Raw genomic sequence first — 25,895 nt, forward strand, 5'->3', positions numbered from 1 at the left:
ACAAACAAATTCGTCTTTAGTAAATCCTGTTGTTGACATAAACGACTCCCATTCCATATTGTATTCGGTTGCTTGGTAGCGACCTATTTCAACTTGTTTATCTACGCCTTGCATCCAAACAACCAATACCCCCCCAGGGGCCATACCAACAATCATAGCCTTATATGTAGCATATTTCTTTGTTAAATAGCCAATCATTCCCTCCTTAAATAAATCCCTTATTGTCTCTGATGGTAAAGCAAAATCGCCTTTGTAAAACTTATTTTCTACATACGAGAAATACGTAACTCTAAAACCTGTAGGTATAATATCACTTCTACTCATATTCATTCCATTACTGCCCCAGCCAGCTTCTAAAACCCCCCCATTTGGCAAAGGTAACCAATCGTCTTTTGTATAAAAATCGCCTCTATGCACTGTTACAGGATATAATTTGGGGGCGCAAATTCCCGATGCGTATTCTAGTGGTGGCCGAACATCAGCATGCACGCTTCTTTTGGAAGGAGAACATGCAGAAACAATAAACTGTAGCAGCGATGAAATCATAAGATAGAAAAGGATGTTTTTCATTAGGTTCTTTTGAAAATACTAACTTTCGTTTTTTCAAGTTCAATTTCTTCTGATTTGCTGCGAAGATAAATTTCTAATGAAGTACGTGTATCATTGTATTTAATGACCAGCTCTGCATTTTGTTCTTTATCGTCTCTATAAATAAGTTTATAGGCTTCAAACATTTCGGCTTCGTCAAAGTATATATCAGCTCCAAAATCTTGACCAGTTTCATCGGCCCACATCAAATCCATACTTTTTGCTATGGCACGTTTTCCAAAACTATTTTTAGCTAATGTTTCACCCCATAAAAATTCCTTCTCCCCATTATACATTTTAAAATCAATCCCTTCAAATGTGTTACCTTCTGGAAACTCAAACTTCGGACGCCAATTGTATTTTATGCGGTAGGTATCCCATAAGCCCAGCATCAAACCGTTTTTTTGGAAATTCGCTTTCGCTAATGGTGTGTCATCAATGGTAACTTTGACAAATTCATCTCTGGTACGCCCAGTCCTTGGTATAAAAGACTCCCAAGCCATATCCGTTTCTGTCGCTTGATAGCGGCCGATTTCTACTTGCTTGTCTACCGATTTCATCCAAACGACTAACCCCCCCCCTGGTGCCATACCCAAAATCATAGCATTATAGGTGGCATATTTTTTTGTTCTATATTTAATCATCCCTTCCCTAAACAAATTTTTTATGGTATCGGAGGGTAAAGCAAAATTTGCCGTATAAAATTTATTTTCCATGTAAGCAAAATAGGTAACCTTAAACCCAGTAGGTATAATACCGCTTCTGCTCATATTCATCCCATTATCACCCCAACCTTCTTCTACAAATCCCCCCCTAGGCAATGGCAACCAATCGTTTGCGGTATAAAAATCTCCTGTATGTACTCGTATTGGATATAATTCTGGGGCGCAAATACCAGATGCGTATTCTAGTGGCGGCCGAACATCTGCATGCACACTTCTTTTGGAAGGCGAGCATGCTGAAACAATAAACTGTAGCAGCGATGAAATCATAATACAGTATAGAATTAACCTCACTTCGTGCGCTTAAATATCCCAATCTTACATTTCCGAAGTTCTATCTCTTCTGTTTTATTCCGCAGAAGTATAATCAAGCTTGAACGGTTATCGTTGTATTTAAACACCAACTCACCATCCTGCTCTTTGTCGTTGCGGTAAATTTGTTTGTATGCTTCAAATATTTCTGCTTCATCAAAATCTATATCTGCGCCATAATCCTGACCAGTTTCATCAAAAAACAACATAGTCGTTCTCCATGTTATGGCTCTGGGTACAAAAGCATTTGCAGTTAATGCTTCACCCCACAATAAATCTTCTTCTCCATTATACATTTTCATGTCGATATGATCTACTTTACTACCTGCGGGAAACTCAAAGACAGGACGCCAACTGTACTTAATCCGATATGTATCCCACAAGCCCAGCATCAAGCCATTCTTTTTGAAATTGGCTAGAGCATTAGGCCTCCTTGAAACGACTCCCGAAACGTATTCATTTTTATTTTCTATACGGATCCGCGGATTAAAAATTTCCCATTCTAAATCAGTTTCACTAGCCTGATACCGTCCGATTTCAATTTGATTATCTCTTGACATCATCCACACAACCAAAACTCCGCCAGGCGCCATACCAACGATCATAGCATCATAAGTAACATATTTTTTTGTCCGGTAACCGATTAATCCTTTTTCAAACAACTCTTTGATTTGTTCTTTTGGTAATGCAAACTTGCCAGTATAAAATTTATTTTCCAAGTACGAAAAATAAGTAATTGAAAAACCATCTGGAATAAGACTTCCTTCGCCCATATTCATCCCATTATCACCCCAACCTGCTTCTACAATACCTCCATTTGGAATTGAAAGCCAATCGTTGTCTGTATAAAAATCGCCCCGATATACTTCAACGGGATATAACTTTGGTGCACATACGCCAGGTGCCCATTCTAATGTTGTATTCATTATTTGTTTTGTTTCTGTATTTTGTGTTGCGACAAGTTCTTTTTTCAGCTGATTACTGCAGGCAGCTAACCCAAACTGAAGAGCTACTGCCATTATTAGCAGAGAACTTTTAATTTTGTTTTTTTTATCCATTATAGATTTTTCTGTTTCCGCTTTGTGTAGGATTAAATCCGGGTTCCAGCCAGTCGGCCGACCAGTGCAGGTATTCATTCCGCAACCAAAGCAACGTATTGTGATCTTCAATTTTACGTTTTAAATCCAGATCAGTAATAAACGGTTCAAGTTTAATAGGCTGTCCAGCTTCAGGCTCTAGATCATCTAGCTTTTCCAGCATCCAGCTTACAACAGCTCCATGTTGTTCCATTTTAGGACCAACGGGACGTATTGCATCTATCTGACGTTCCAATTCCTCACGGTTATAAAATGTCATTTCTGGGGCATTTTCAAATACAATCTGATACAAACGCTTTTTAATTGAATTTAATTTTGGATGTTCATTTAAATGATAATTTATTTTTAAATCGTCTTTTAAAAAATTTATCCAAATCCCTTTTTGCATGGCATAATCACACATAATATACATAGGAATATAACTGTATGCTGCCGGAATGCTTTTTTTATCTCCAGTTAAATGCTGGAGCGCTTCATCTTCAATTACACTTACTGCGGTGCCTATCGGATCATACCAACGACGTGGAGCTTCCGGCTTTACAACCTTAAGCTGTTCTTTTTTATACCAGCCATCACGTATCACCTTTCTATATTTAGCTTGTACAAGAATTGATGCGCCCATTGCAAGGGCTTTTTTATGTTCAGGTGCATTGTCTACATAAGAGCCGCCAATATCGCTGTGCACGCCCGGGAATGTTTTTTCATTAAAACCAGCGCTTTTAATATTTACCAAAGGAAAAAAGTAACGATGTTCATCTGCTGCTACTAGATGCAAGGTCTTCTTCGCTTTTTTTACAGCTGTCAATCCCAAACTTTTTGCATCATTAAATTTCACCCATCCGTGAGAAGAAACCGTATCAAAAACTCCTGCAAAACGAATCCTGATTCGTGCATCTTTCAGGGCTATATCCATTTTTTCTAATTCCCGCCCTAATACACCATGCTTGGGAAGAGCTGGTATATTAATTGCAGTTCGAGTATATTGTGAAGTTTGATAATATTCCGTTCTTGCAGGTCTGGCAGGCTGATCGATCTCATTTAAAAAACTACGAGCAGCAGCGGCACCACGACTAAAACCAAATACATTAATGATAATAAGCTCTGTCTTTTTTGCTTTAGGGATCAAACGATCAATTTTTTTTGCTGCAAATTGACATCCCTTTTCAACCTTTGCTTCTACTCCAGAATCACCTTGTCCTAAGGCATAACCCCAAAGGTCATCTTCAACATAGGCATCTGTTTCTTTATTGCCTGTTGCGATACCTTCTACATAGGCAAAGTCATCCAGTTTTTCTGCATCACTTAATTCTTTAACATAATACTTACTCAACAATGCTACATTGGAATAACCATTTTCATAGCTGTCGTCTTTTTTATTGCCAATTTTCTCATAGTAAGCTGCTTTAGTTAGGTTAGCAGAATCTTTCCATTTTTGATCGTCAAATGGTCGAAGCCGATGAAGCTTATAAAATTCTTCTCTAGCTTCAGTATTCTTCATATTATTTCGTGTACCGTCAAAAAATAAAGAAAGCGTAAGATCTGCTTTTTCTTTCACTTCATTTTTTGGAGACGCAGGAATATCATAAGTAAATGGGCTGCGCTGTCCACTAACCATAAATGTAATATCTGTATTTCCAAACATACACTTGATTTTGCTTTTCTGCAATAGTGGTGATTGATCCTGTACTTTTAGGCTGCCTGTATCTTGCCATTGGCCCGGCACTATCACTGATGCACAGGGAGCCGCCATATTTGGGCTCTTCATGCAGGTACCTGTAAATAAAAAGTTTGTTTTCTTTGTGTCTTTAACTGTTGCAATTATTTTATTTTGGATAGTCGGCCGGTCTTCTGTTACTAGCAAGGTTCCCATGGGGCTCGTACATAACAGGCATTGAATTTTAGCGCCATGAACAACGAGTTTCAAGTCCTCTTTCGCCTTTGCTTTCTTTGCTTTCTCTTTGCGGCGCTGTTCCTTTTTTTTCATGCGCAATGCTTCCTCAACACTGGCATGTTTACCAGCAGGCTGCGCCCGAGGTACCACAGGCTTTTCAAAAAGCCAATCGTATACTTTTACTGCCCTTCGGATAAATCCTGAAAGCGTTGCTTTAAACCAACCCATCTTACTGAATAGTTAAATTTTGTTGAACCCAGATCTATTTTTTTTCGGCACATGTTTAATGCGCCATCTATATAGGTGCATGTCCCCGTATAGCTTTTTAATTCCGACAATGCAGCTGCACCTTCAATATGAATTTCTGCAAATTGCTGCACTCCTAATTCCTTTATACTTGTATCTATCTTTTCTTCAAATATGGTATCCTGAAATTCTTTTCCATACTGAATACTATGATAAGTATCAGATTTCCAATATCCGTTAAAGTATAATCCATACATTTCAGGAGATTTTATATAATTTAATATTTCATTATAATCCTGCATCAGTATATCCATAGCGTGGATCATTTCCCAGTTCTCCCTATCAGTTTCATCGTAATTATCAGCTAATGTTTCTTTAAGGTCTGCCCACTCCTGCTGTAGATACGGAAAATTATGAAGCACTAGAAGATTTCCATTTGCGTCAGCGCTTACAACCAAAAGCGTAAATACAAAATCAAGCGCTATAAAGAGTTCATCCGTTACATCTGTATTCCGCTTGGTTACAACATCACACGCATCGCAACAGATCTGATACTTGTGAAGCGAATCAACTATACCGATGTAATCAATCAATACTTCACGGATTATTTCCTTGCTTGAACATTTCCCGCTTTCATCCAATTCTTCTTTACAATAGGTTAACACAAGATCCTGTTCAAAAAAAGGCTCTACATGTTTTATTTGCTGACTTGATTTCAAAGTTGACTCCATGCTTTGTATCAATTAACCTTTACTTACTTTCGCATCTTTTTTACCTGCAATTGTTGCTGTTCCGGAACTTTTAATCAGCACATCTCCTTTACTTGCAGTCATAGTCATTTCAGAAGTTGTCATCTTTAAGTCACCTTTAATCTCAATGGTTTTATCTTCATCCACATTCTCGCTTGTTTCCTTCGAAGTAATCTGATGCTTCTCTGTAATTTTTAATGTATGATTCTTACCTACCGTCGTTTGTACATCGCCATCCACATCGGTTTTCATGTCTTTGCCTGCATTGATGGTGATGTTTTCTTCCACCTTCATAATCATATTCTTTGCATTGAAGGTCATGGTTTCGGGTGCACTAATAGTGATGTTTTTACCAGCGGTATCTAAAAAAATCATGTTGCCATTTTTATCTTTGATGGTAATGCTTTCTCCGTCTTTGGTATCGTTAAATTCAAGCGTATGACCGCTGCGGGTTTGTATGGATTTGATGCTGTTTTTATCCTTGCCGCCTGCGCCAGTGCTGCCATGAAATAGACTACCCAAAACAAAGGGTCTGCTTGGGTCGTTGTATCTAAAGGCAATCAATACTTGATCACCTTCTTCGGGTACAAATACCTGTCCGCGGTTTTTGCTTACATCGCTGCTGCCACCTGCATCGGGGGTCATCACACGTATCCAGTCCGATTTTTGATTGGTGTCTTGTTGCCACAGCATTTGTACACGCACACGCCCCATTCCTTTTGGGTCGTTGTTGTCTGACACTACCGCCATTTGTGTTTGCGCTACTGGTTTAGCAGCAGAGAATGGAATGATTTCATTGGCGGAAGGAATGGCCTCCATGGTGTTTTTGTACGAGCCTGTACCCGTTAAAAAATGTGAAACTTTGGTTACAAGATATTCACCATGGTCGTCATAGCCTTTTTTGGGTGCTGCTTTGGATAATTTAATGGTTACATTATTCCCTAATAATACCTTCGGGCTATCGCCAGTTGCTTTCAACAGCATCGTGGTAGCGGCATGTTTTCCTTTTTGTACTTTCACATGTGCATCCATCTGACTTTGGTCGTTGATGCGAATTACTGCAGGTTGTTTTACGGGTTTTCGGTAGATTTCGGATGAGCGTTTTAAAGCGGTCTTTGTTAAGCTAGATGTAGTATCTACAGACGGTAGACTTGCCATCAACACATTATCGTCTGCCGATTTGTAGCTGTATACATCTGTATTGCTTGGCAGTATTTGCATCGCATAATTCATCGCTGAAATGTTGCTGCCGTATACCAATTCTATATTTTGTTGTTTGCTAGGTCTGCCGAAGCACAAATCTGTACCGTCGTAGAAAAACCATTCACCGTATTCAGCAGACAAACGATTGATAAAATCAAAACTGTTTTCGCCATACTGACACATATAGTCAATTTCTTCTTTATGAAAAGGCTTAATCTGTAAATTGATTTGTGAAGAGGTGGTATTTTCTACACATTGATGTACAATATCAATCAATCCCATTTTTTCGTAGGAACGATAATTATCGCCTGCATCCAACAGGCAGGTTCTACTTTTCCCTTTCAATACCAATTTGCCCCAAGCACCTTCTTCTTGCTGTAAACCCACCTCGGTAACTATACCATTAAATTCATTGTCATGCGGATCATTTTCTCCAAAGCCAATGTATAAATCACGTCCTACATAATCTTGATAATCATATAAATCATGCGAAGCTAGTTTACCCAAGGTATCTTGATCAAGTACAACTTCAAAGGTGTGGTGTGCATTAAAGGATTGATGCAACACAATGGAATTGCAAAATGGAACAGATTTTCCATCGAGAATGATTTCAAAACGAATTTCTTTAGACATAGCAGGGTAAAAGATTAATGAGTATGAGAAAATAAACTACCAAAGCGTTACAAATCCATTATCAGGATTCGGTACCAACATATCAGACTGCTACAGATGTACGGCCAAAAATCAATATTTAGAATTTGATCTTAAAACCCGCATTAAAATGCCTTTTTATATTAAAATTCTTACTGAATACATGTTTCAAATGTTATTTGATATAAATAAAACATATTTCATAAGAAAATACTAATTAAGCAATTATATTGAAGCTGTTCGAATTATTAGTATATTTTTCACAATATATGCTGTTAAAATTACATTACATAAAAATTCTAAATTTGTTATCTTATGTTAACAAAATCTAGATATTTGCTGAATTATTTGAGGTAAAAAATTAACATATTGAATTATTGGCAATAAACATCCATTGGTTGGAGACACTTTCTTTTTACTGAAGGCCGACACAAATAGGTGCTAACTAAGATTTATAAGCATAGAAAAGGTATATCTTATCTTTCTTAGGACGATGCGCCAAGCTTGGATATGCATGGTTTTCAGCATTGATATTCGCTTATAGTTGCCTTCCAAATACATTATCCAATCTACAGGCATGTTGATCAGAAAAAGCACCAGAATTGGTTAGAATGTACTCTGTATTTGTTCTCCGCGTGCACGCTAAATGCGGGATACGTGGAATTTATAACGGATTGGTTTTTTCGGTATAAAACATAAAAAAACACCTCGAAGTATACATTCGAGGTGTTTTTTATTAGGAAAGATCTCATGTAATTATTTCGTAATTATAATTTTATAAAAACCATTTTCTCCATTCATTAATTGAACTTCTACAAAATATACGCCCTGTGAATACGAATTCAATGCGATCGTATTTTCTTTCGTATCCACTAATACATTTCCCATTTGATTCAATAAACGTATCGATTCGATCTTTTGAGAGCTACTAACGGTTATTTGATTGGATGCTGGGTTGGGATATATTATTACCGAAATCGGATCGGAAGATTTTATATGTGTAGCAACTGAAGTAAATTCTGTTGTATATAACTCTTTACCAGATGCGGGCAAATCTGCTACAAAAAATAAATCAGATCCATTTATAACTAAGTCTGTAGGATTTGAAGAACCATTACCCGAAACTCCATCTGAAACGGCACACTGTGAGCTGATGCCATCGTATCTAAATACTTCTGCTCCATACGTAATGTTATCAGCTGCTAGATATAAATATGCTCCATCTGATGAAATTGAATACGGTGAAAGTGAAGAAGAGGTACTACTAGTCAAGCCTACATAAGATGTTCCTAGTTCTGTGCCATCTGTTTTATATAATTTTCGTGAATAAGACGAATTACTATAAGCCGTAAAATATAATTCTCCTTTGAAAACAGTAAAGTCTTTCACATTTTTATAATCTGCTGGATCATTCAATCGAACAGTACCATTTACTGTACCATCACTTACCCAAAGCGATTCATCATTATTTGAATTTCCGCCAGTTGGTACCGCTGCAAAATAAAATTTATTATCCCATGCTAGTGCTTTCCCTTCACGAACAAAGTCCGTTAAAAACACAATATTAAATTCTTTTAAATTTTGTGTTCCTGCAATTGTACCATCCGTAACCCATAAATTATTGCAACAATCTGTTCCAGGATTTTTATAGAAGAAATACACCTTATTGCCTACTTGAGTCATCACGGTATTTTGAGACACTCCTCCTGTAGTATTAATTGTAGCTAAGGGCGTGGTGCCAGTAGTGGTACCATCCGAAACATACAACTTCAAACTATTATTATCTGTTGCATCTGGTGCAAAAAAGATTAATGAAGTATTGGAAACCTTACTGATATCTGAGATCATTCCAAAATAACCGAATTCCTTTACTTGTGTAACAGCTAAGGTTGTTAAATCTATCTTCATCAAGGCGTGGTTTGGATCTCCGTCATAGGTAAAATACAAGCCATTATCGATACACTCTAATCCGTCAATAATTTTAGTAGATGTATATACTTCTGTACTTCCTGCTGTTGTTCCGTTACTGATGATAACTTTTGAAGCCCCATTAGCAGCTCTTGAAATAAAAGCAATTTTCCCATTCGGCAAAGTTACAAAATCAAAAAAGCTAGAGTTGTCATAATTGGTTTGAATTGAAGTTATAAATTGACTATTACCCAATTTATCTACGGCAGCCAATGTAGTTAAACCTGTATATTGGCCTGCAGAAATAGAATCGTATTGTACAATAACGTTAGAACCTATTGTATATAAAATACCCGAATAATCAGACTTAAATGAATTCAAGGTGCCTGAATCGAAGTCTTTAATTAATTGAAATTGGGCATTTGATGTTACATTAAATAAAAATGTAAGAAGTGACAGAGCTAAAAAGCTTTTCCGTAGCATATGGTTTTATAAGTTAAAATTTTATTTAGCAATTTACACGTAGAAATTCAAAAAAAAACTCCTCGAACCCGATAACTATCGGAACACGAGGAGTTTTTTTTATAAGAAGAAAAGGATATTAACCCAAATACGGTTTCAATGCTTTGCTTCTTGAAGTATGTCTTAAACGACGTATTGCTTTTTCTTTAATCTGACGAACACGTTCTCTCGTTAAATTGAACTTTTCACCAATCTCTTCTAATGTCATAGAATGCTCTCCATTTAACCCAAAGTAAAGAGAGATCACATCTGCTTCACGTTGTGTTAAGGTTGACAAGGCACGTTGCACTTCTCTGCGTAGAGAGTCGTTCATTAAGCCTGAATCTGGAGAAGATTCACTGCTATTTTCCAAAACGTCTAATAAACTATTTTCTTCACCTTGAACAAAAGGTGCATCCATAGATACATGACGGCCTGAAATCTTAAGTGTATCTACAACTTCCGCTGTAGAAACTTCCAATACTTCAGCAAGTTCATCTGGTGATGGCTCTCTTTCGAATTTTTGTTCTAACTCAGAAAATGTCTTAGAAATTTTATTTAAAGAACCTACTCTGTTCAAAGGCAAACGAACAATACGAGATTGTTCAGCTAAAGCCTGAAGAATGGATTGACGAATCCACCATACAGCGTAAGAAATGAATTTAAATCCACGTGTTTCATCAAAACGTTGTGCTGCTTTGATCAAACCTAAGTTTCCTTCGTTGATTAAGTCACCAAGAGATAACCCTTGATTTTGATATTGTTTTGCAACCGATACAACGAATCGTAAGTTGGCTTTTGTTAATTTTTCTAATGCAAGCTGATCCCCATCGCGAATACGTTTCGCTAAGTCTACTTCTTCATCTGGAGTAAGTAAATCTACTTTTCCTATTTCTTGTAAATACTTGTCAAGAGATTGACTCTCTCTATTGGTAATCTGCTTACTGATCTTTAGCTGTCTCATCGGCTTTGTTTAAACACCTACTGTTAAACGAAAAACAGTGTCTGATAGTTTCTTTTAACGTGAATAACTAAATTAATTATGCGTTTGGAGTCGCTTGTTGCTCTGGTTTAGGGATAAGAACCTTACGAGATAAACGATATTTACCTGTTTTCTTATCTACTTCTACCAATTTAACTTTAACCGTTTCGCCCACTTCAAGCACACCGTCCATTGAATCCAAACGTTCCCATTTGATTTCAGAGATGTGTAATAAACCATCTTTTCCTGGCAAGAACTCAACAAATGCACCGAATGCAGTTATTGATTTTACTTTACCTTCATATACCTCACCCACTTCCGGCATGGTAACAATACCTTTGATTTGAGTAAGCGCACTATCTAACGCTGTCTTATCTTTAGAGAATATACTAACCCAACCTGAGTTATCTTTCTCTTCGATGTTGACAGTAGCACCAGAAGTTTTTTGAATTTCTTGAATGATCTTACCACCGGGCCCAATAACTGCACCAATAAGTTCTTTCGGTATTTGAATCATGATCATGCGCGGTGCATGAGGTTTCAAATCTTCATTTACCTTAGAAAGAGTCTTCTTCATTTCGTTGAGAATGTGAAGTCTACCTCTATTTGCTTGTTGTAACGCTTGAGTTAAGATATCGTACGATAAACCGTCTACTTTGATATCCATTTGGCAAGCTGTAATTCCTTTTTCAGTACCTGTAACTTTAAAATCCATGTCACCCAAGTGATCTTCATCACCTAAGATATCAGATAATACAGCCCAACGATTTGTTTTGATATCGGTAATTAAACCCATTGCAATACCTGATACAGGTGCTTTGATTTTAATACCTGCATCCATCAATGCCAATGTTCCAGCACAAACTGTCGCCATAGAAGACGAACCATTTGATTCAAGAATATCCGAAACAATACGAATTGTATATGGATTTTCAATTTCAGGAGGCATAACTTTTCTGATTGCACGATAAGCCAAGTTACCATGACCTACTTCGCGGCGACCAGGTCCTCTGTTTGGTTTCACTTCACCTGTAGAAAAACCAGGAAAGTTGTAATGCAACATCAATTTGTTGTTGCCAGAGAACATAGCGCTGTCAATCATTTGTTCATCTTGACGTGTTCCCAATGTAACTGTAGTTAACGATTGCGTTTCACCACGTGTAAAAATAGCTGAACCGTGAGCAGAAGGTAAATAACCAACTTCAGACCAAATAGGTCTAATTTGTTCTAAATCTCTTCCATCTAAACGCTTGCGTTCATCTAAAATAAGATTACGAACCGCTTCTTTTTCAACATCGTGGTAATATTTACCAATCAATGTTGGGTCTTCTGTATGTCCTTCAGGAAGTGCATCAATATAAGCTTTCTTAACGGCTTTGAAACCTGCAGCACGCTCATTCTTATTTGCATTTCCTAATTTTGCAACTTCGTATACTTGTTTGTAAACGGCATCGCTAATTTTTTTCTTTAAATCCCAATCGTTTACTTCGTGGCTATATGCACGTTTCTCCGTTTTGCCAGCTGCTGCTTCTAATTCTCTTAAAACAGTGCACTGTGTACGAATTGCTTCGTGAGCAACTTTGATTGCACTCAACATCAATTCTTCCGAAACCTCATTCATTTCGCCTTCCACCATGATCACGTTATCATACGAAGCGGCAACAATCAACTCAAGCTCTGCCTTTGCAAGCTGAGCAGGTGTAGGATTGATGATAAATGTTCCGTCTAATGAAATTACGCGAACTTCAGAAACAGGACCATTGAAAGGAATATCCGATACAGACATGGCAGCTTGTGCAGCAAGACATGCTAATGCATCCGGCAATACTTCTGGATCTGCAGAGATTAATGTAATTGCAACTTGTGTGTCTGCGTGAAAATCTTCAGGAAACAAAGGTCTCATTGCGCGATCCACTAAACGTGAAATCAATATTTCGTAATCAGACAATCTGCTTTCTCTTTTCAAAAATCCACCAGGGATCTTTCCGTTCGAAGCAAATTTCTCTTGATAATCAACAGACAAGGGCATGAAATCAACACCAGGTTTTGCTTCTTTCGCAGCAACCACAGTAGCCAAAATCATAGCATTCCCTAATCTAACAACTGCAGAACCGTCTGCTTGTTTTGCAAGCTTACCTGTTTCAATTTGTATTTCTCTACCGTCTGGTAAAGTGATTGTCTTATTAATGATTGTTAATCCAGGATATGACATATATCTATGTTTCGATTAAATCTAAAAAGAATTTACGTATGTATGTAAACTAACAGAGGGAATCCGTTGGAATCCCCTCTGTTAGAGTATGTTTCAATAAAGTATGAATTATTTTCTCAAGTTCAATTGAGCGATAATAGCTCTGTAACGAGAAATTTCAGTTTTCTGAAGATAGTTTAACAATCTTCTTCTTTTACCAACCAATTTCATCAAACCTAACTGTGTTGAATAATCTTTTTTGTTGATTTTCAAATGCTCCGTTAAATGTGCGATGCGGTGAGAGAATAAAGCGATTTGAGACTCAGCTGATCCAGTGTCAGTTGTACTTTGAGCTTTACCGTTCGCTTTAAAGATGTCTTTTTTGATGTCGCTTGTAAGATACGTTTTAGCAGTATTCATTATATTTTTTTCTATTATACACTCTTATTCTCTGCAAATGTACGACTAATCCACTTTTTAAACAAATAGGTGTGGAAAATTATTTCTTAGTTTTTACTATTTTTTTAATCTTATCGATCCAAATCAAGTAAAAGTCGCTTTCTAGGATCCTGGAGTCGTTTTTTGCTTGTCTCATAAAGAATAATCCGATGCAAAAAAGTATTCCATTGCCAAACCACATGGCAAAATTTGCTGGATACACGCCTTCTTTTGTCCATTTCTCTCCCGTGATACTAAATACATAGTAAAAGATAAAAAAGATGATACAAATTAATACTGGAACACCTAATCCGCCTTTTTTAATAATTGCACCTAAAGGTGCGCCTATTAAAAATAAGACAAAACATGCAACGGCTTGGGTATACTTTTGATATTCGGTAACCTGAAACTCATGAATTTCTTTTACCATGTTTTCATCCCGCTCTACATTACTTTCCAAATACGCCTTTATAGACCGCGCTTGATTTGCAGCACGCTGAGCAATAACTTTACTTGTAGAGTCTGTAAACAAGGTATCATTTAAACTTGTAATACCTGCAATTCTGGGTGGGTCCTTAATGGTATCGGCCGGGTCTATTTTTAAATAATAATAGAATGGTTGCAACATTCCACTGTTGTGCTGGTTTAGTCTCAAAATTGTTGCTTGAACAGAATCTATATGTCGAGCCAATTCTCCAGTTGTTTTCATTTGCCTACTTCCCGTAAACAATTCTTCTTTGGTACGACTTAAATCAAAGGATGCCAAATCAAATACAATCCGAGTTTTTTCAAATGCATTACGCATAAATTCTTCAGGAATTTTATTATTATTATTTCCTCCTGACCCATCCTCTTCTTTAACTTCACTGTAGCTATTACCATGAAATAATTCTAAAGCCAAATACCGTGAACTATTAAACAAATACATCGCTCCAGAATCTGCAATAATTATATCTGTGTTGCCTCTGCCTTGGGTATGATCGTATATTATTACACCTTTTATGGAAGTATCGTTATTGAATTTCTGTACAATTTTTATACTATATCCAGGAATACCATTATAAAATACACCCGGTTTTAAATCCAGAGATGGCTTCTTTTGCCTTAAATCATACAGTAAACTATAAGCCTTTAAATTTGCTTTAGGAACAACATAGTTGTTAAAAAAGTATAGACCAATAGTACAACCAATAACCCATATAGCAATCGGAACCATTACCCGTAACAATGAAATACCAGAGGACTTTACTGCTGTCAATTCGTTGAATTGCCCTAGGTTGCCAAAGGTCATTAAAGAGGATAATAAAATTGCAAGCGGTAAGGCAACCGGCAAAATATTCATGCTGAAATACATCATTAATTCTGCATAGTCTAAAAAGCCTAAGCCTTTACCAACTAATTCATCGACATATTTTAAGATTGTCTGCATTAAAAAAATGAAAGTCACAACAAACACTGTCAGAACAAACGGACCAAAAAAGGCTTTTAATACGAGTACATCTAATCGTTTAAGAAATCTCATGAATACGAATTATTGAGTAGCGGCTATTTTTTTCAGTTCTGAAGAACGGTACTGTTGTGTTCCCTTTTTGTTGTATTGTGTTCCAATGACATACATTGCTTTTGCAACATCTGCTGCTTGAATACCAATACCTGAATGAAAGAATTTATTTAAGGTTGTTGCAATCTTAATACCAATTCCTTCTCCTACTCGAGCATCCGTTCGGTGACCCAATAATAAAGAAGGTTGAACAATGGAAATCTCAGGAATAACTTGATTCTTGGCTAAGTCATCTTGCAATTCCCCTTTTACTTTACTATAAAAAATAAATGATGAACTGTTAGCGCCCATTGCTGTGATTATAATAAAATGCTTGGCACCATAACTTGCTCCTAGTTTTGCTAATGCAAGCGGATACGCATAATCTATTTTCTTAAACGCTTCTTTCGAACCTGCTTTTTTAATTGTAGTACCCAAACAACAGTACACATCTGTAATTGCCGGTAATGAAACAGCATCTAGCGCATCAAAATCTATTTGGATAACCTTTAATTTGGGATGCATTAAACTAGATGGACCTCTTTGTAAAGAAATCACCTGAGAATATTCCGCCCCATTTAACAAAAGTTCTACTAATGAGCTACCTACCAAACCACTTGCACCTGCAATCAATGCTACTTTAGACATGTTATTCTAGTATTATTTTTCGCACTTCCATCTTATCTGGATAATACACCTTAAAAATATAGATTTTTTTTCGATTTATCGTGTTTAAGGCATTTTCTAAATTTGTGGATGTAAAATTATAGGTTCCATCCACATCAAATACGTCTAATTGCGTATATCCCACTTCGATGATTGAATTATTCTTTATGACCGGATCGCTGTCATCGATTTTCGATTCAAAACCCAAGGGCGTATAGTTGCAGGTAATATCCGGCAGTTCTATGCGAGTGGTATTGCTCCGAATCCAGCGTGACTCATCCGTTATTTGGGTTAAAAATAAGGATTTATCAATAGCAACTCCCGTACAATCCAATCTACTATTTACAATTTTGGTTTGTGCCAATGCGGTTACACCATCAACCAAGCCGGGCGGTAAGGAGCTTGTATTATTGGTTATGGCTTCACTAAGCCATGTATCTGTTGATACGGTTAAGGCATAGATAAATCTGGGCGCAAAAAAACTCCCTTGAAAAAACAGTAATTGATCGCCATCTACCGTTAATCCGAAAAATCCGCTTACTCCTATTTTAACAAATCCTCCATCCTCTGGATACGTAACAACTTGTCCAATTTTTTTCCCTCCGGCAGGAACTGTATACCGTAAATAGCCTTCTCCAACTCGAAAAGCGTTCGTTGCAAGATCGTACCCACAGTCGGTAATGAGTAACTCTGTACCTGCAGCAACATCTGTTAGAAAGATAAATGAAAATTGATCGGGGTCTTTGAAATTATAGCCTATGACAGCAACATCACCTGGTTGTAAAGTCGTCTGTGCAAATGCACAAGGATGGATAGACAACAGTGCAATACTGCAAAGCCAAAGTATTTTTCTCATAGCATAATGTAAGGCTGGGAGCCTAAAAATTTAAGGTTGAAATAAAAAGGAATTGTGCTAGCTGAACACGTAGTAAAAATAGGATTAATATTTTTCTGATAACGTTAACGTTTGTTAAGAAATGCGTGAGGTATAGAAAAAGTGAGGTTCATTTTATTGGCGGCTTTCGAACAATGCATAATACCTTCAATGTTTTAAAAACCTTGAAGGTATGCCTTATGGGCCTTCAAACTTGTTGTCGTTGTGCTTTTCCGGACAATACCCATGAAAGGTACGGAAACTTTATGGCTAGTGTATGGCTAGTGTATGGGAACTGTATGGCTAGTGTATGAGGAGTGTATGAGAAAAATTTTGACAAAAATAAAAATTCCCCTCAAAATTTGATTGAAATTTCGTTCGTAACGCTTGACTATACCCGACTTGTCTGAACTGGGATTTCAAAAGGATTTAATGGAAATACAGGATGCGATAAAAGTTGAGAATAAGCGCTTAAATGCGAAAGCATCTGAAGTAAAATCAATACTTCATTTTCAAACCTAGGCCACTTGCAACATCACACATTAGTAGGTGGTTGGCCGAAAAGGCGCAACCAGGGCGAGTTGCGTAGGTTAAGGTGAGAGTTGGAATTGCCAACTGCGGCGAGAAAAGGGTTTGTGTCTCCGCAGCTGCGGATTTGGCCAACAACCGTGGAGCCACTATGGTTGGTAATTAAAGTAACGCTTGACTTTTAGCTCCCTTGTCTGAACTGGGATTTCAAAAGGATTTAATGGAAATACAGGATGCGATAAAAGTTGAGAATAAGCGCTTAAATGCGAAAGCATCTGAAGTAAAATCAATACTTCATTTTCAAACCTAGGCCACTTGCAACATCACACATTAGTAGGTGGTTGGCCGAAAAGGCCCAACCACGGCGAGTTGCGTAGGTTAGTGACCCTGTTTCATGCTAAAATAGATTTACATTAAATTAAACAAATGGAACGAGACATTGGCAAGTGTTATTGATTCACCCTTCCGCACTCGTCCTCTTCAACTCCAACAATTCCTTCATTTTATCTTTAGAAGGAGAAAACAACTCTTTCAATCCTTCCTCCATAAAACCCAAACCATAACCCCACAATTGCGTGTACGCAGCACACACACTTAAAAGACCAATGTAAATAGAGTTGTTTTTAATGGTAGCATCTACCATAATTGCAGCGGTATATACTACTAAAAAGGAAAAAGCGAGTAAGCCAATGAGCGTTTGAAACAAGGCCAACAGAATGCTTAGTGAAGAAAATAATACAAAACACATAGGAAAGAAATGTGTGAGTTTTAATTCTGTGGGAACAAAACGATAAATATTAATGCGTGCTGTTCCAAAAAAATGTACTTGTTTAAAGAATTGCTTAAAGCTGGTTCTGCGCTTATGGTATACGTAGGCATCTTCTATTAAACCTACTTTAAAACCATAGCTCATAATACGAATGCTAAATTCGATGTCTTCACCCTTACGTGTTATGATATATCCTTTGGTTCGCAGCCATACTTCCTTGGAAATTCCCATATTAAAACTTCGCGGATGAAATACGCCTACGCCTTTTTTATTCCCACGAATACCTCCTGTTGTAAACAAGGAGGTCATGGAATAACTGATCGCTTTTTGTACAGGTGTAAAAGATGCATCTGCCCGATCTGGACCGCCAAAGGCATCGAGGTAATCGCTATTTAATCGATCCTCAACCGTCTGTAGGTACTGCGTCGGAATGATGCAATCGCTATCAAACACGATGAAATAATCACCCAATGCTCTTTCATAGGCATAGTTGCGAGAAAGTCCTTGTCCGGTGTTTTCTTTATAAAAATATTGAATGCTTAAGCGCTGTGAAAATGATTTTACAATCGCTTCTGCAGAGTCTTTTGAACCGTCTTCAACAACTACAACTTCGAAGTTTTTGTAGGTCTGCTTGGTGAGACTTTCCAAAAGTTCTTTTATTTCTTCAGGTCGGTTATATACCGGAATGACGATGGAATAAAATCTCATGCACCAATTTCTTCTGAAACCAGATAATCGTTTTTCTTATCGGAATGTTGTATCATCATTTCTCCAATAAAGCCTGCTAAGAATAATTGTACGCCAAGTATAATCGCAACCAATGCTAGATAGAACCAAGTATTGTCAACGACATCTCTATACGAACTCTTAGAAAGATATATGTGGTATAATTTATCCGCGATTAAATACATTGTGCATGCAAACCCAAATAGGAAAGACAATACGCCCATAAAACCAAAAAAGTGCATAGGTCTTTTTTTGAATTTGCTTACAAAAGAAATAGACAATAGATCCAATGGACCATATATAAAACGCTCGAAACCAAACTTCGTTACGCCGTATTTACGGGCTCTATGCTCAACAACCTTTTCTCCTATTTTATTAAACCCATTCCATTTTGCGATAACTGGAATGTAGCGATGCATTTCACCATATACATCTACAGACTTAATCACTCTATTTTGATATGCTTTTAAGCCACAATTAAAATCGTTTAATTTTATGCCAGACATGGCACGTGCAGCGGCATTATATAATTTTGTGGGAATTGTTTTGCTTAGTGGATCGTAGCGTTTCTTTTTCCAACCAGATACCAAATGATACTTTTCTTCTACAATCATTTTGTACAAGGCTGGTATCTCATCTGGGCTATCCTGTAAATCTGCATCCATCGTTATGACCACTTCACCCACAGCAGCTTTAAAACCTACGTTTAAGCCTGCAGACTTGCCATAATTACGATTGAACTTGATGGCGTGAATATTGGCATTTTGTAGAGCAAGTTTTGAAATTACTTCCCAAGAATTATCCGTACTGCCATCGTCTACGAAAATCAATTCATAACTGTACTTGTTTTTCAACATCACTTCTCGCAACCACAATTCCAATTCAGGAAGAGATTCTTCTTCGTTGTAAAGTGGGATTACGACTGAAATATCTTTGGGATAGTTATTCATTATTGTACGCGAGTCAATTGGTTGTTATTCAATACGGCAATGGCTCTACCCTTCATTTTCTTACCAATGAATGGTGTATTGCTACATTTAGAACGAATTTCTTTTTTAGTTAGTACCCATTCGAGTTCGGTATCAAACACGGTTAGGTTTGCCTTTGCTCCTTCTTTAATTATTGGCAATTCAATGTTTAATATGTTGCGAGGAGCAACCGTTAGTTTATCAATAATTTTCGAAAGGTCAACCTTCGTATTATGCGTATTGATTAATCCAAAAACAGTTTCCAAGCCAATCATACCAAAATCTGCCTGGTCAAATTCCAATTCTTTGCACTCCGTATCTTGAGGGATGTGGTCGGATACAATGGCATCAATGGTGCCATCATTTACATATTTCCAGAAAATCTCTATATCTCGTTTGGAACGAAGCGGAGGATTTACTTTTAAATTGGTATCAAAAGAATCAAGTAATGTATCGTCCAATACCAATTGATAGGCTGCAATGTCACACGTTACATTCAATCCACGTTTTTTAGCTTCTTTGATAAACTCCAAGGATTTGGGGCTTGAAATGTGTGCAAAATGAATTTTACCACCTGTATATTCCAAAATACTCAAATCACGTTCCACAATTATTTGTTCAGACAACTTAGGAATACCCTTTAAGCCAAGCATGGTGCTGGTTTTACCTTCGTTCATTTGTCCGCCATGGCTTAGATATTTATCTTCCGCATGTACAATTAATTGTCCGCTTATTGGTTGCAAGTACAATAAGGCACGCAATAATAAATCCGAATGCCAAATAGGTTTTGTACCATCACTAAAAGCGATAGCACCCGAAGCATTCATGTCTAAAATCTCTGTCAACTCTTCTCCCTTGTTATTAATTGTTAAGGAAGCAATCGGTAATACATCTACTAGATTATCTCTTGTTTTACCCTTAATGTATTCTACCGATTCTTTCGTTTGAATGGGAGGTGTTGTATTGGGCAATACTGCAATGGTTGTAAATCCGCCTTGCATGGCAGCATTGCAAATAGAATTCAAATCATCTTTATACTCGTGTCCCGGATCACCCGTAGTAACGCGCATGTCCATCCAACCAAGAGAGACTTTTAATCCCTTCCCTTGAATGATGGTATCTGCAGACAACTCTTTTTCACTAATCTTTTTTATGATTCCATTTTCAATTAAAAGAGAACGAATTGTTCCATTTAATTCGGAGGTTGAATCAACTATTTCAGCAGAACGAATAACGATACTAGCCATATATTTTATTTCAGAAATCTCAATAATAGTATTTCAAGCAATAAGAAAAACAATGCTAACATAATGCAATATTTCCATAAAGGCTTGCCGTCTTTTAAGCTTTTTAATGCATCCGAAAACTCCGCTTGATTCACGGGATCCATTACGTGTACATTTGGTTTATCTTTTGCCCAAAGAATCAATTCATCTTTAGAAATAGGAGTGCAATCAGACTCTCCTCTTCCATAATTCACAGCAAGTGTTCGTATCAGACTATCTTTGTCTTTTAAATTATAAAAACCAGATGCCATAATCTCATCTGGCAAGTCCAAAATAATTTCTCCATCGCGAATATTTTGTATTGGCAACCACGACAACGAATCTTTTACAATTTGTATTTGATTTGTGAAGCTGCCATTCGTTTTAACGACAAGCGATTGATCAGTTGTTCTGTAATACAATTGATTGTTATCTGGAAGCGCATCAAATGCAATCGAATACATGATGGGTACAAATAAGGAATGGCGTTGAAGAGAAGACAGTTTATCATTTAAACTTCCGCTAAATACATATATGTTTCCCTTGCCTGATTTTATCTGAGTTAAAAATGGTGTGCCTTGTTTGTAACGAAGTAATACAGTTCCCGGTGTAGCTGTTTCAAATAACGGAATACTGAAGGGCATTTCTGTACCAGCTTTATTCTTATCGGCGAATACGTCCTTAAAAAAAGGTTGATTGATGTCGGGGTATTGTAAATACCATGCTTGCTTACCGATAGTATCTGTTAAAGATGTTGGTTTGACCGATACAGATAATTCCTTTAAAAAATCTTGCCATGCAATCCAGTCTCCGTTATTAGGCGGAAATAAGGCAATGTTCCCACCTTTGGTTAACACTTGTTTTATATTTTGAACAAGCGCTTTATTTGTATTGGAATATTCCTCCATTACAATCAAGTTTGATTGATTCAGTTTAGAATAGTCTATGGATTGGTATGGATAGGAATTTAATACAAACAATTTTTCGTTGGAATAAATCTTATTTATGTACGCTCCTCCCAATTGATGTAGCGAAGTTATTTGAATTTCTTGCGCACTATTTAAGGTGAAATAAAACGCATTATCAAAAACGATTGGAGAGTCATCAAAACGAATGACGCCATTATAGGCAGCTTTTTGATCTAAGGTAAAGTCGAAAAACGTTGTTGTTTCTTGTCCACCAATGATTTCAATAGTTGCCGTACTTATTTGTACTTCATTAATAATTAATTTAAACACAACCTCTTTTTTACCGGTGCCATAGGCTTTGGCATGTATAAATAATTTATTGGGTTTACCTGTTTGTATAAATGGTGCATCCAACCAAATTGAATCCACAGCTATATTTAATGCATCTGAAGTTTGAATCGGTATAAAGTGCCAATTGTATTGAGAATCGGGCTTTGAAGTGATTAATTCATTCCAGTATGTTTTCTGAAAATCAGACAATACAAAAACATCCTGAACATTGGTAGCATTGTTTGTTGATGAAGCAATGATACGTTTCATTACCTCTTTGGATGTACGAGACTTTCCATTGAAATCCAATTCCGTGAGTGCGTCTAAAAATCCATCCTGTGATTGGTATTGCCAGTCATTTCCTGAAAACTGATTGGTAATTAACCTATAGTTGGTTGATGCTGCATTAGAACGTGGTATTTCTTGGGAATACGCAATTGCTTTGTCAAGCAAGGATTGTTGCTCTAATTCATTTTGCATGCTAAATGAATTATCTATAAACACTTGTACCGAAGTAGAAATGGTAGCAATGGTGTTGGTGTTTGACTTAATAATGGGTTGGGCAAATGCTATAACTAAAAACAGTATAAAAAGAATTCTGGAAAGAAGTACTAGCCAGTGTTTGATTTTTCGAGAAGCTGATTTTTGTTGAATGACTTCTTTCAGAAACGCTACATTCGTAAAAATCATCTTTTTAGGTCTTTGCAAATCGAATAAATGCAATACGATCGGTATTGCTATTGCAAACAGTCCAAATAGAAAGAAAGGATTAAGAAAGGTCATATTAGACAAATCTATAAAAATTATCAGAGTTTGTCTATTTATAGAATCAAATACTAAAAAAAATACTCTTTTAGGGTTAAATACGTGGTTTCGGGTCAAAATTATAAACAATTAAATTTTACCCTATTTTATGAATAAATATTTTAAATATTCAATCGCTGCTTTTTTCGGCTGCCACTCTTTTTATAGGGGGCTTCAGCTTTTACTGGAGCAAAAATCACGCAAATGCATGCAAAAGCGAATACGTTTTAATCGATGTGTAGAACTTCCTGCCTATGAAGATAAAGGCTTACACATCCATTACGGCAATGGTAAAACTGAATTTATTGCTTACGGAAATAACATGAAAGATCAACACATGGATGATAATAAAAATTTATTGATAACAACATTGGATAAATTAAATACGGAAGGCTACGAAGTAATTTTTACATCTGCTGGCTTAGGTAATAAATTTGGTATGATTATAAAAGTTTTCTTGAGATTGAAAAAAAAGTGAAATTATTACTGAGTATTTGGTATTAACATTGTATATAAAAAGCTAATGTTCAGTGATGAATATTAGCTTTTACTTTTAGGTGTAAAAAACAAGTTACAACGGCGTGGCTACTTTAAATTCAATACTTGACATGAGGTTTTTTATGACAGGTAAGCCTTTGTTCAATCTGCTGAACTAATGCTAATATAATGCTGTTCCTATTATATTTGAACGTATTTTAACTTAGTTTTTTGTTGCATTTTCTTTCATAACTTTCTTTTGTGTATCGCTATTTAAGGTTCAGATTATTTATTAAATAAAAAGCATATTCATTTATGAATATGCTTTTTATTTAATAATGATTACATTAATAAGTACAAGCTTCGGGAATTGTTATCGAAGAATTATTTACTAAAGTTGTTTGTGTATCATCTACAGCCAATGCACAACCTGCAAAATTAGTAGAATTAACATTACTAATTTCTAAATATCCTGGATGAGCTATATCAGCGACAGAAATATTTGCTGTAACACTTGAAACTGTAGTTGGCTGATTTCCGCCATCTGAAATATTAAGATAAGTAAATTTATTTTTTACATTATTTGACTTAATGTGTAAACCACTCCAAAAACCTGCAATATTACTTTCTCCTTCAATCGTTACAGGCTCTGAAGATGTACCTTTGATTTTCAAGGACCCATCATAATAAATTCGGATTAGGCTTGCTTCAGACATTACAAAGTGAGTACCTGCGTTGAATTCAGTATCATTTAAAAAATTCAAATCAGACATAACAAAATAAAATACGGGAGCTTTTTTAATAATTACAGCTTCTGCTATTTCAGAATTACTTGTAATTCCATAAATACCAATGTTATTTTTTACATTATTAGTAAAAGAACAAGATGCAAAGTCACAATTGGCCATATTCCCAGCATAAATAACTAAGGGGAAACTTTTGTTGTTCTTAAATGAATTGGATTCTAAATTCACAGCTTCGGATTCACTTGCAAACCAAACACCTTGACCACCTGAATTGGTAAACGAAGAATTTGTCAAAACTAATTTACCAAGTACATACAACATTGCCTTTGAATTATATGAAAATCCACCTACCCTAACATAATCATTAACGGTACTCCCACCATTTTTCAAAACACAATAATCCATAATATTGCGTGGATCATTTGTTTCAATACTAATATTAGACCAAGAACCTGAATTACTAGTTACACCTTCAAATGTAATTGGTTTATTCTGCAAACCGACAGCACTAATATACGCATCATCTTTAATTTTCAGTGACCCCTGTGGTGTTATTTGAATTGTAACATCATTGTCAATTGTGAACTCACCTGAAGTAACAACTACTGGACAATTAATAATATAATCCACCCCAAATGGATTGTGATTAGTTAATTTTGTGTTACTAGAAATATCACAACTTAATATGATTGCTCCAGAGTTAATCGAATTATTTTGAGGTGTAGGGTTATCCTCTTTTTTCTTACATGAAATGAATGCAATGCACATCAAAGTCATGATAGCAAATTGATTGAATTTTAATTTCATACTTTTTTTTGCAACAAACTTACATCTACAAATTGTTAATCTACCTGTAAAAAACGGACAAAAACAAGATGATTTTTACAGAATAAAGGTGAATCGCCTTAATTAACATAAATATGGACATTTATTATAGTTGTAAAATTTAGTCGTATGAAATTAAATTGAAATTGCATTTATCCATCATATTGGAAAATAGAATTATACATCGGTCCGTATGTTTGGATTACTTCAGAAGGTTTGAAGCCCGTTTGAGATTTGAAAAATTTACAAAAATGGGATACATCATTAAAACCATTACTAAAAGCCGCATCTTCTAGAGTTTTCCATTGTCCCTTTTTTAAACCAACTAAAATAAGTTGGAATTTATATTTATCTGTCCAACTTTTAGGCGAAACGCCTACAACAGTATTAAATAGCCTTTGAAAATTACGTTCACTCATAGCCAGTTCAGAGGCAATTTCACGAATGGATAAAACTGGCGTTTGATCTGTTACAATTTTAATAGCAGTACTAATTTTTGAAATTTGAAGATCCATTTTTTCATTAGATCCTTTCCCAAATTGCTCAATTAAAAATCGTTCTATGTACTTGAAGGAATTTTGAACATTATCAGAATTACACAATTGATCATATAAATCATCTACAGAACTTTTTTTGAAAAAAAGTCCCATATCCCAATTTTTATTTACGAAAACATCACAACTATGCTTTGTAAGTTTATAAAAACCATAGGGTTTTAAATCAATTCCAATAAACTTAACTTTTTTATGCAGTTTAATTGTTAATGAAGTTTTATCTAATAGCCCTCCCAAGGTCATTGGAGCAATTTGATATTCTTCTTTGTTTTCAAAAGTTAATTTAGCTATATCATCAAAAGATATTGTTATAAAATGTGTGTGTTTGGGTAGAAAAATCATTTCATAAGGATCATCAAAATAGTTTTCGAAATACCAAATAGAATTAATATATGCTCTTAAATTTGGGCTTGGCTCTTCAAGTATATATTTCATG

At 36.1% G+C, this 25,895-nt stretch carries 20 protein-coding genes; 1 reads left to right on the plus strand and 19 read right to left on the minus strand.

The genetic code is table 11. From position 1 onward, the window contains the following. The 17 genes from Q0543_RS07305 to Q0543_RS07385 all read right to left on the minus strand — a co-directional run. Positions 1 to 570: DUF2931 family protein (locus Q0543_RS07305; RefSeq protein ID WP_299250856.1), on the minus strand; the 570-nt coding region annotated here is incomplete at its 3' end. Next, on the minus strand, positions 570 to 1,580 hold the full coding sequence (locus Q0543_RS07310) for a DUF2931 family protein (protein WP_299250857.1): 1,011 nt from the start codon (positions 1,578 to 1,580) through the stop codon (positions 570 to 572). The genes Q0543_RS07310 and Q0543_RS07305, both read right to left, overlap by 1 nt. Positions 1,581 to 1,600: 20 nt before the next feature. After that, positions 1,601 to 2,641 (minus strand): DUF2931 family protein, encoded by a 1,041-nt coding sequence (locus tag Q0543_RS07315; protein WP_299250858.1) that lies wholly within the window; start codon positions 2,639 to 2,641, stop codon positions 1,601 to 1,603. Between the two features lie 31 nt (positions 2,642 to 2,672). Beyond that, entirely contained in the window at positions 2,673 to 4,838 is a 2,166-nt protein-coding gene (locus tag Q0543_RS07320; RefSeq protein WP_299250859.1) for a DUF2235 domain-containing protein, read from the minus strand. Then, complete coding sequence (locus Q0543_RS07325; protein WP_299250860.1) at positions 4,790 to 5,587, minus strand: hypothetical protein; 798 nt, start codon at positions 5,585 to 5,587, stop codon at positions 4,790 to 4,792. The genes Q0543_RS07320 and Q0543_RS07325 overlap by 49 nt, the downstream gene beginning before the upstream one ends. 12 nt (positions 5,588 to 5,599) lie before the next feature. After that, positions 5,600 to 7,441, minus strand: a complete 1,842-nt coding sequence (locus tag Q0543_RS07330; protein WP_299250861.1) for a phage baseplate assembly protein V — start codon at positions 7,439 to 7,441, stop codon at positions 5,600 to 5,602. 774 nt (positions 7,442 to 8,215) lie between these two features. After that, entirely contained in the window at positions 8,216 to 9,850 is a 1,635-nt protein-coding gene (locus Q0543_RS07335; RefSeq protein ID WP_299250862.1) for a T9SS type A sorting domain-containing protein, read from the minus strand. Positions 9,851 to 9,968: 118 nt separating this feature from the next. Continuing rightward, on the minus strand, positions 9,969 to 10,832 hold the full coding sequence (locus Q0543_RS07340; RefSeq protein WP_018344939.1) for an RNA polymerase sigma factor RpoD/SigA: 864 nt from the start codon (positions 10,830 to 10,832) through the stop codon (positions 9,969 to 9,971). 76 nt (positions 10,833 to 10,908) lie between these two features. Further along, complete coding sequence (gene pnp / locus Q0543_RS07345) at positions 10,909 to 13,062, minus strand: polyribonucleotide nucleotidyltransferase (protein WP_299250863.1); 2,154 nt, start codon at positions 13,060 to 13,062, stop codon at positions 10,909 to 10,911. 108 nt (positions 13,063 to 13,170) lie between these two features. Then, a complete protein-coding gene (gene rpsO, locus Q0543_RS07350) occupies positions 13,171 to 13,461 on the minus strand; it encodes a 30S ribosomal protein S15 (protein ID WP_299250864.1) in 291 nt (96 codons plus the stop codon). Positions 13,462 to 13,540: 79 nt separating this feature from the next. Beyond that, complete coding sequence (locus Q0543_RS07355) at positions 13,541 to 15,001, minus strand: LptF/LptG family permease (protein ID WP_299250865.1); 1,461 nt, start codon at positions 14,999 to 15,001, stop codon at positions 13,541 to 13,543. Positions 15,002 to 15,010: 9 nt separating this feature from the next. Next, positions 15,011 to 15,667 carry an NAD-dependent epimerase/dehydratase family protein gene (locus tag Q0543_RS07360; protein WP_299250866.1) on the minus strand — a complete coding sequence of 219 codons (657 nt, stop codon included), beginning with the start codon at positions 15,665 to 15,667 and terminating at the stop codon, positions 15,011 to 15,013. A gap of 1 nt (position 15,668) precedes the next feature. Further along, positions 15,669 to 16,541: a hypothetical protein gene (locus Q0543_RS07365; protein ID WP_299250867.1), complete on the minus strand. Its 873-nt coding sequence runs from the start codon at positions 16,539 to 16,541 to the stop codon at positions 15,669 to 15,671. A 1,003-nt stretch (positions 16,542 to 17,544) separates the two neighbouring features. Continuing rightward, positions 17,545 to 18,564 carry a glycosyltransferase gene (locus Q0543_RS07370; protein WP_299250868.1) on the minus strand — a complete coding sequence of 340 codons (1,020 nt, stop codon included), beginning with the start codon at positions 18,562 to 18,564 and terminating at the stop codon, positions 17,545 to 17,547. Then, positions 18,561 to 19,532, minus strand: coding sequence for a glycosyltransferase family 2 protein (locus Q0543_RS07375; RefSeq protein ID WP_299250869.1), 972 nt, complete (start codon positions 19,530 to 19,532; stop codon positions 18,561 to 18,563). Before Q0543_RS07375 ends, Q0543_RS07370 begins: the two co-directional genes overlap by 4 nt. Continuing rightward, entirely contained in the window at positions 19,532 to 20,797 is a 1,266-nt protein-coding gene (locus Q0543_RS07380; protein WP_299250870.1) for a dihydroorotase, read from the minus strand. Before Q0543_RS07380 ends, Q0543_RS07375 begins: the two co-directional genes overlap by 1 nt. A gap of 5 nt (positions 20,798 to 20,802) precedes the next feature. Beyond that, the gene (locus Q0543_RS07385; RefSeq protein ID WP_299250871.1) at positions 20,803 to 22,836 is read right to left on the minus strand and encodes a BatA domain-containing protein; all 2,034 of its coding nucleotides are present in this window, start codon (positions 22,834 to 22,836) and stop codon (positions 20,803 to 20,805) included. 130 nt (positions 22,837 to 22,966) lie between these two features. Here Q0543_RS07385 and Q0543_RS07390 point away from each other — a divergent pair, with 130 nt between their 5' ends. Beyond that, the gene (locus Q0543_RS07390; RefSeq protein WP_299250872.1) at positions 22,967 to 23,335 is read left to right on the plus strand and encodes a hypothetical protein; all 369 of its coding nucleotides are present in this window, start codon (positions 22,967 to 22,969) and stop codon (positions 23,333 to 23,335) included. A 346-nt stretch (positions 23,336 to 23,681) separates the two neighbouring features. Here Q0543_RS07390 and Q0543_RS07395 read toward each other — a convergent pair whose 3' ends face one another. Next, entirely contained in the window at positions 23,682 to 24,887 is a 1,206-nt protein-coding gene (locus Q0543_RS07395) for a hypothetical protein (protein WP_299250873.1), read from the minus strand. Between the two features lie 170 nt (positions 24,888 to 25,057). After that, positions 25,058 to 25,895, minus strand: an 838-nt coding sequence (locus Q0543_RS07400) for a helix-turn-helix transcriptional regulator (protein WP_299250875.1), incomplete at its 5' end; no start/stop codon positions are given.

This window comes from uncultured Cytophaga sp. (assembly GCF_937863595.1).
GTDB lineage: Bacteria > Bacteroidota > Bacteroidia > Cytophagales > Cytophagaceae > Cytophaga.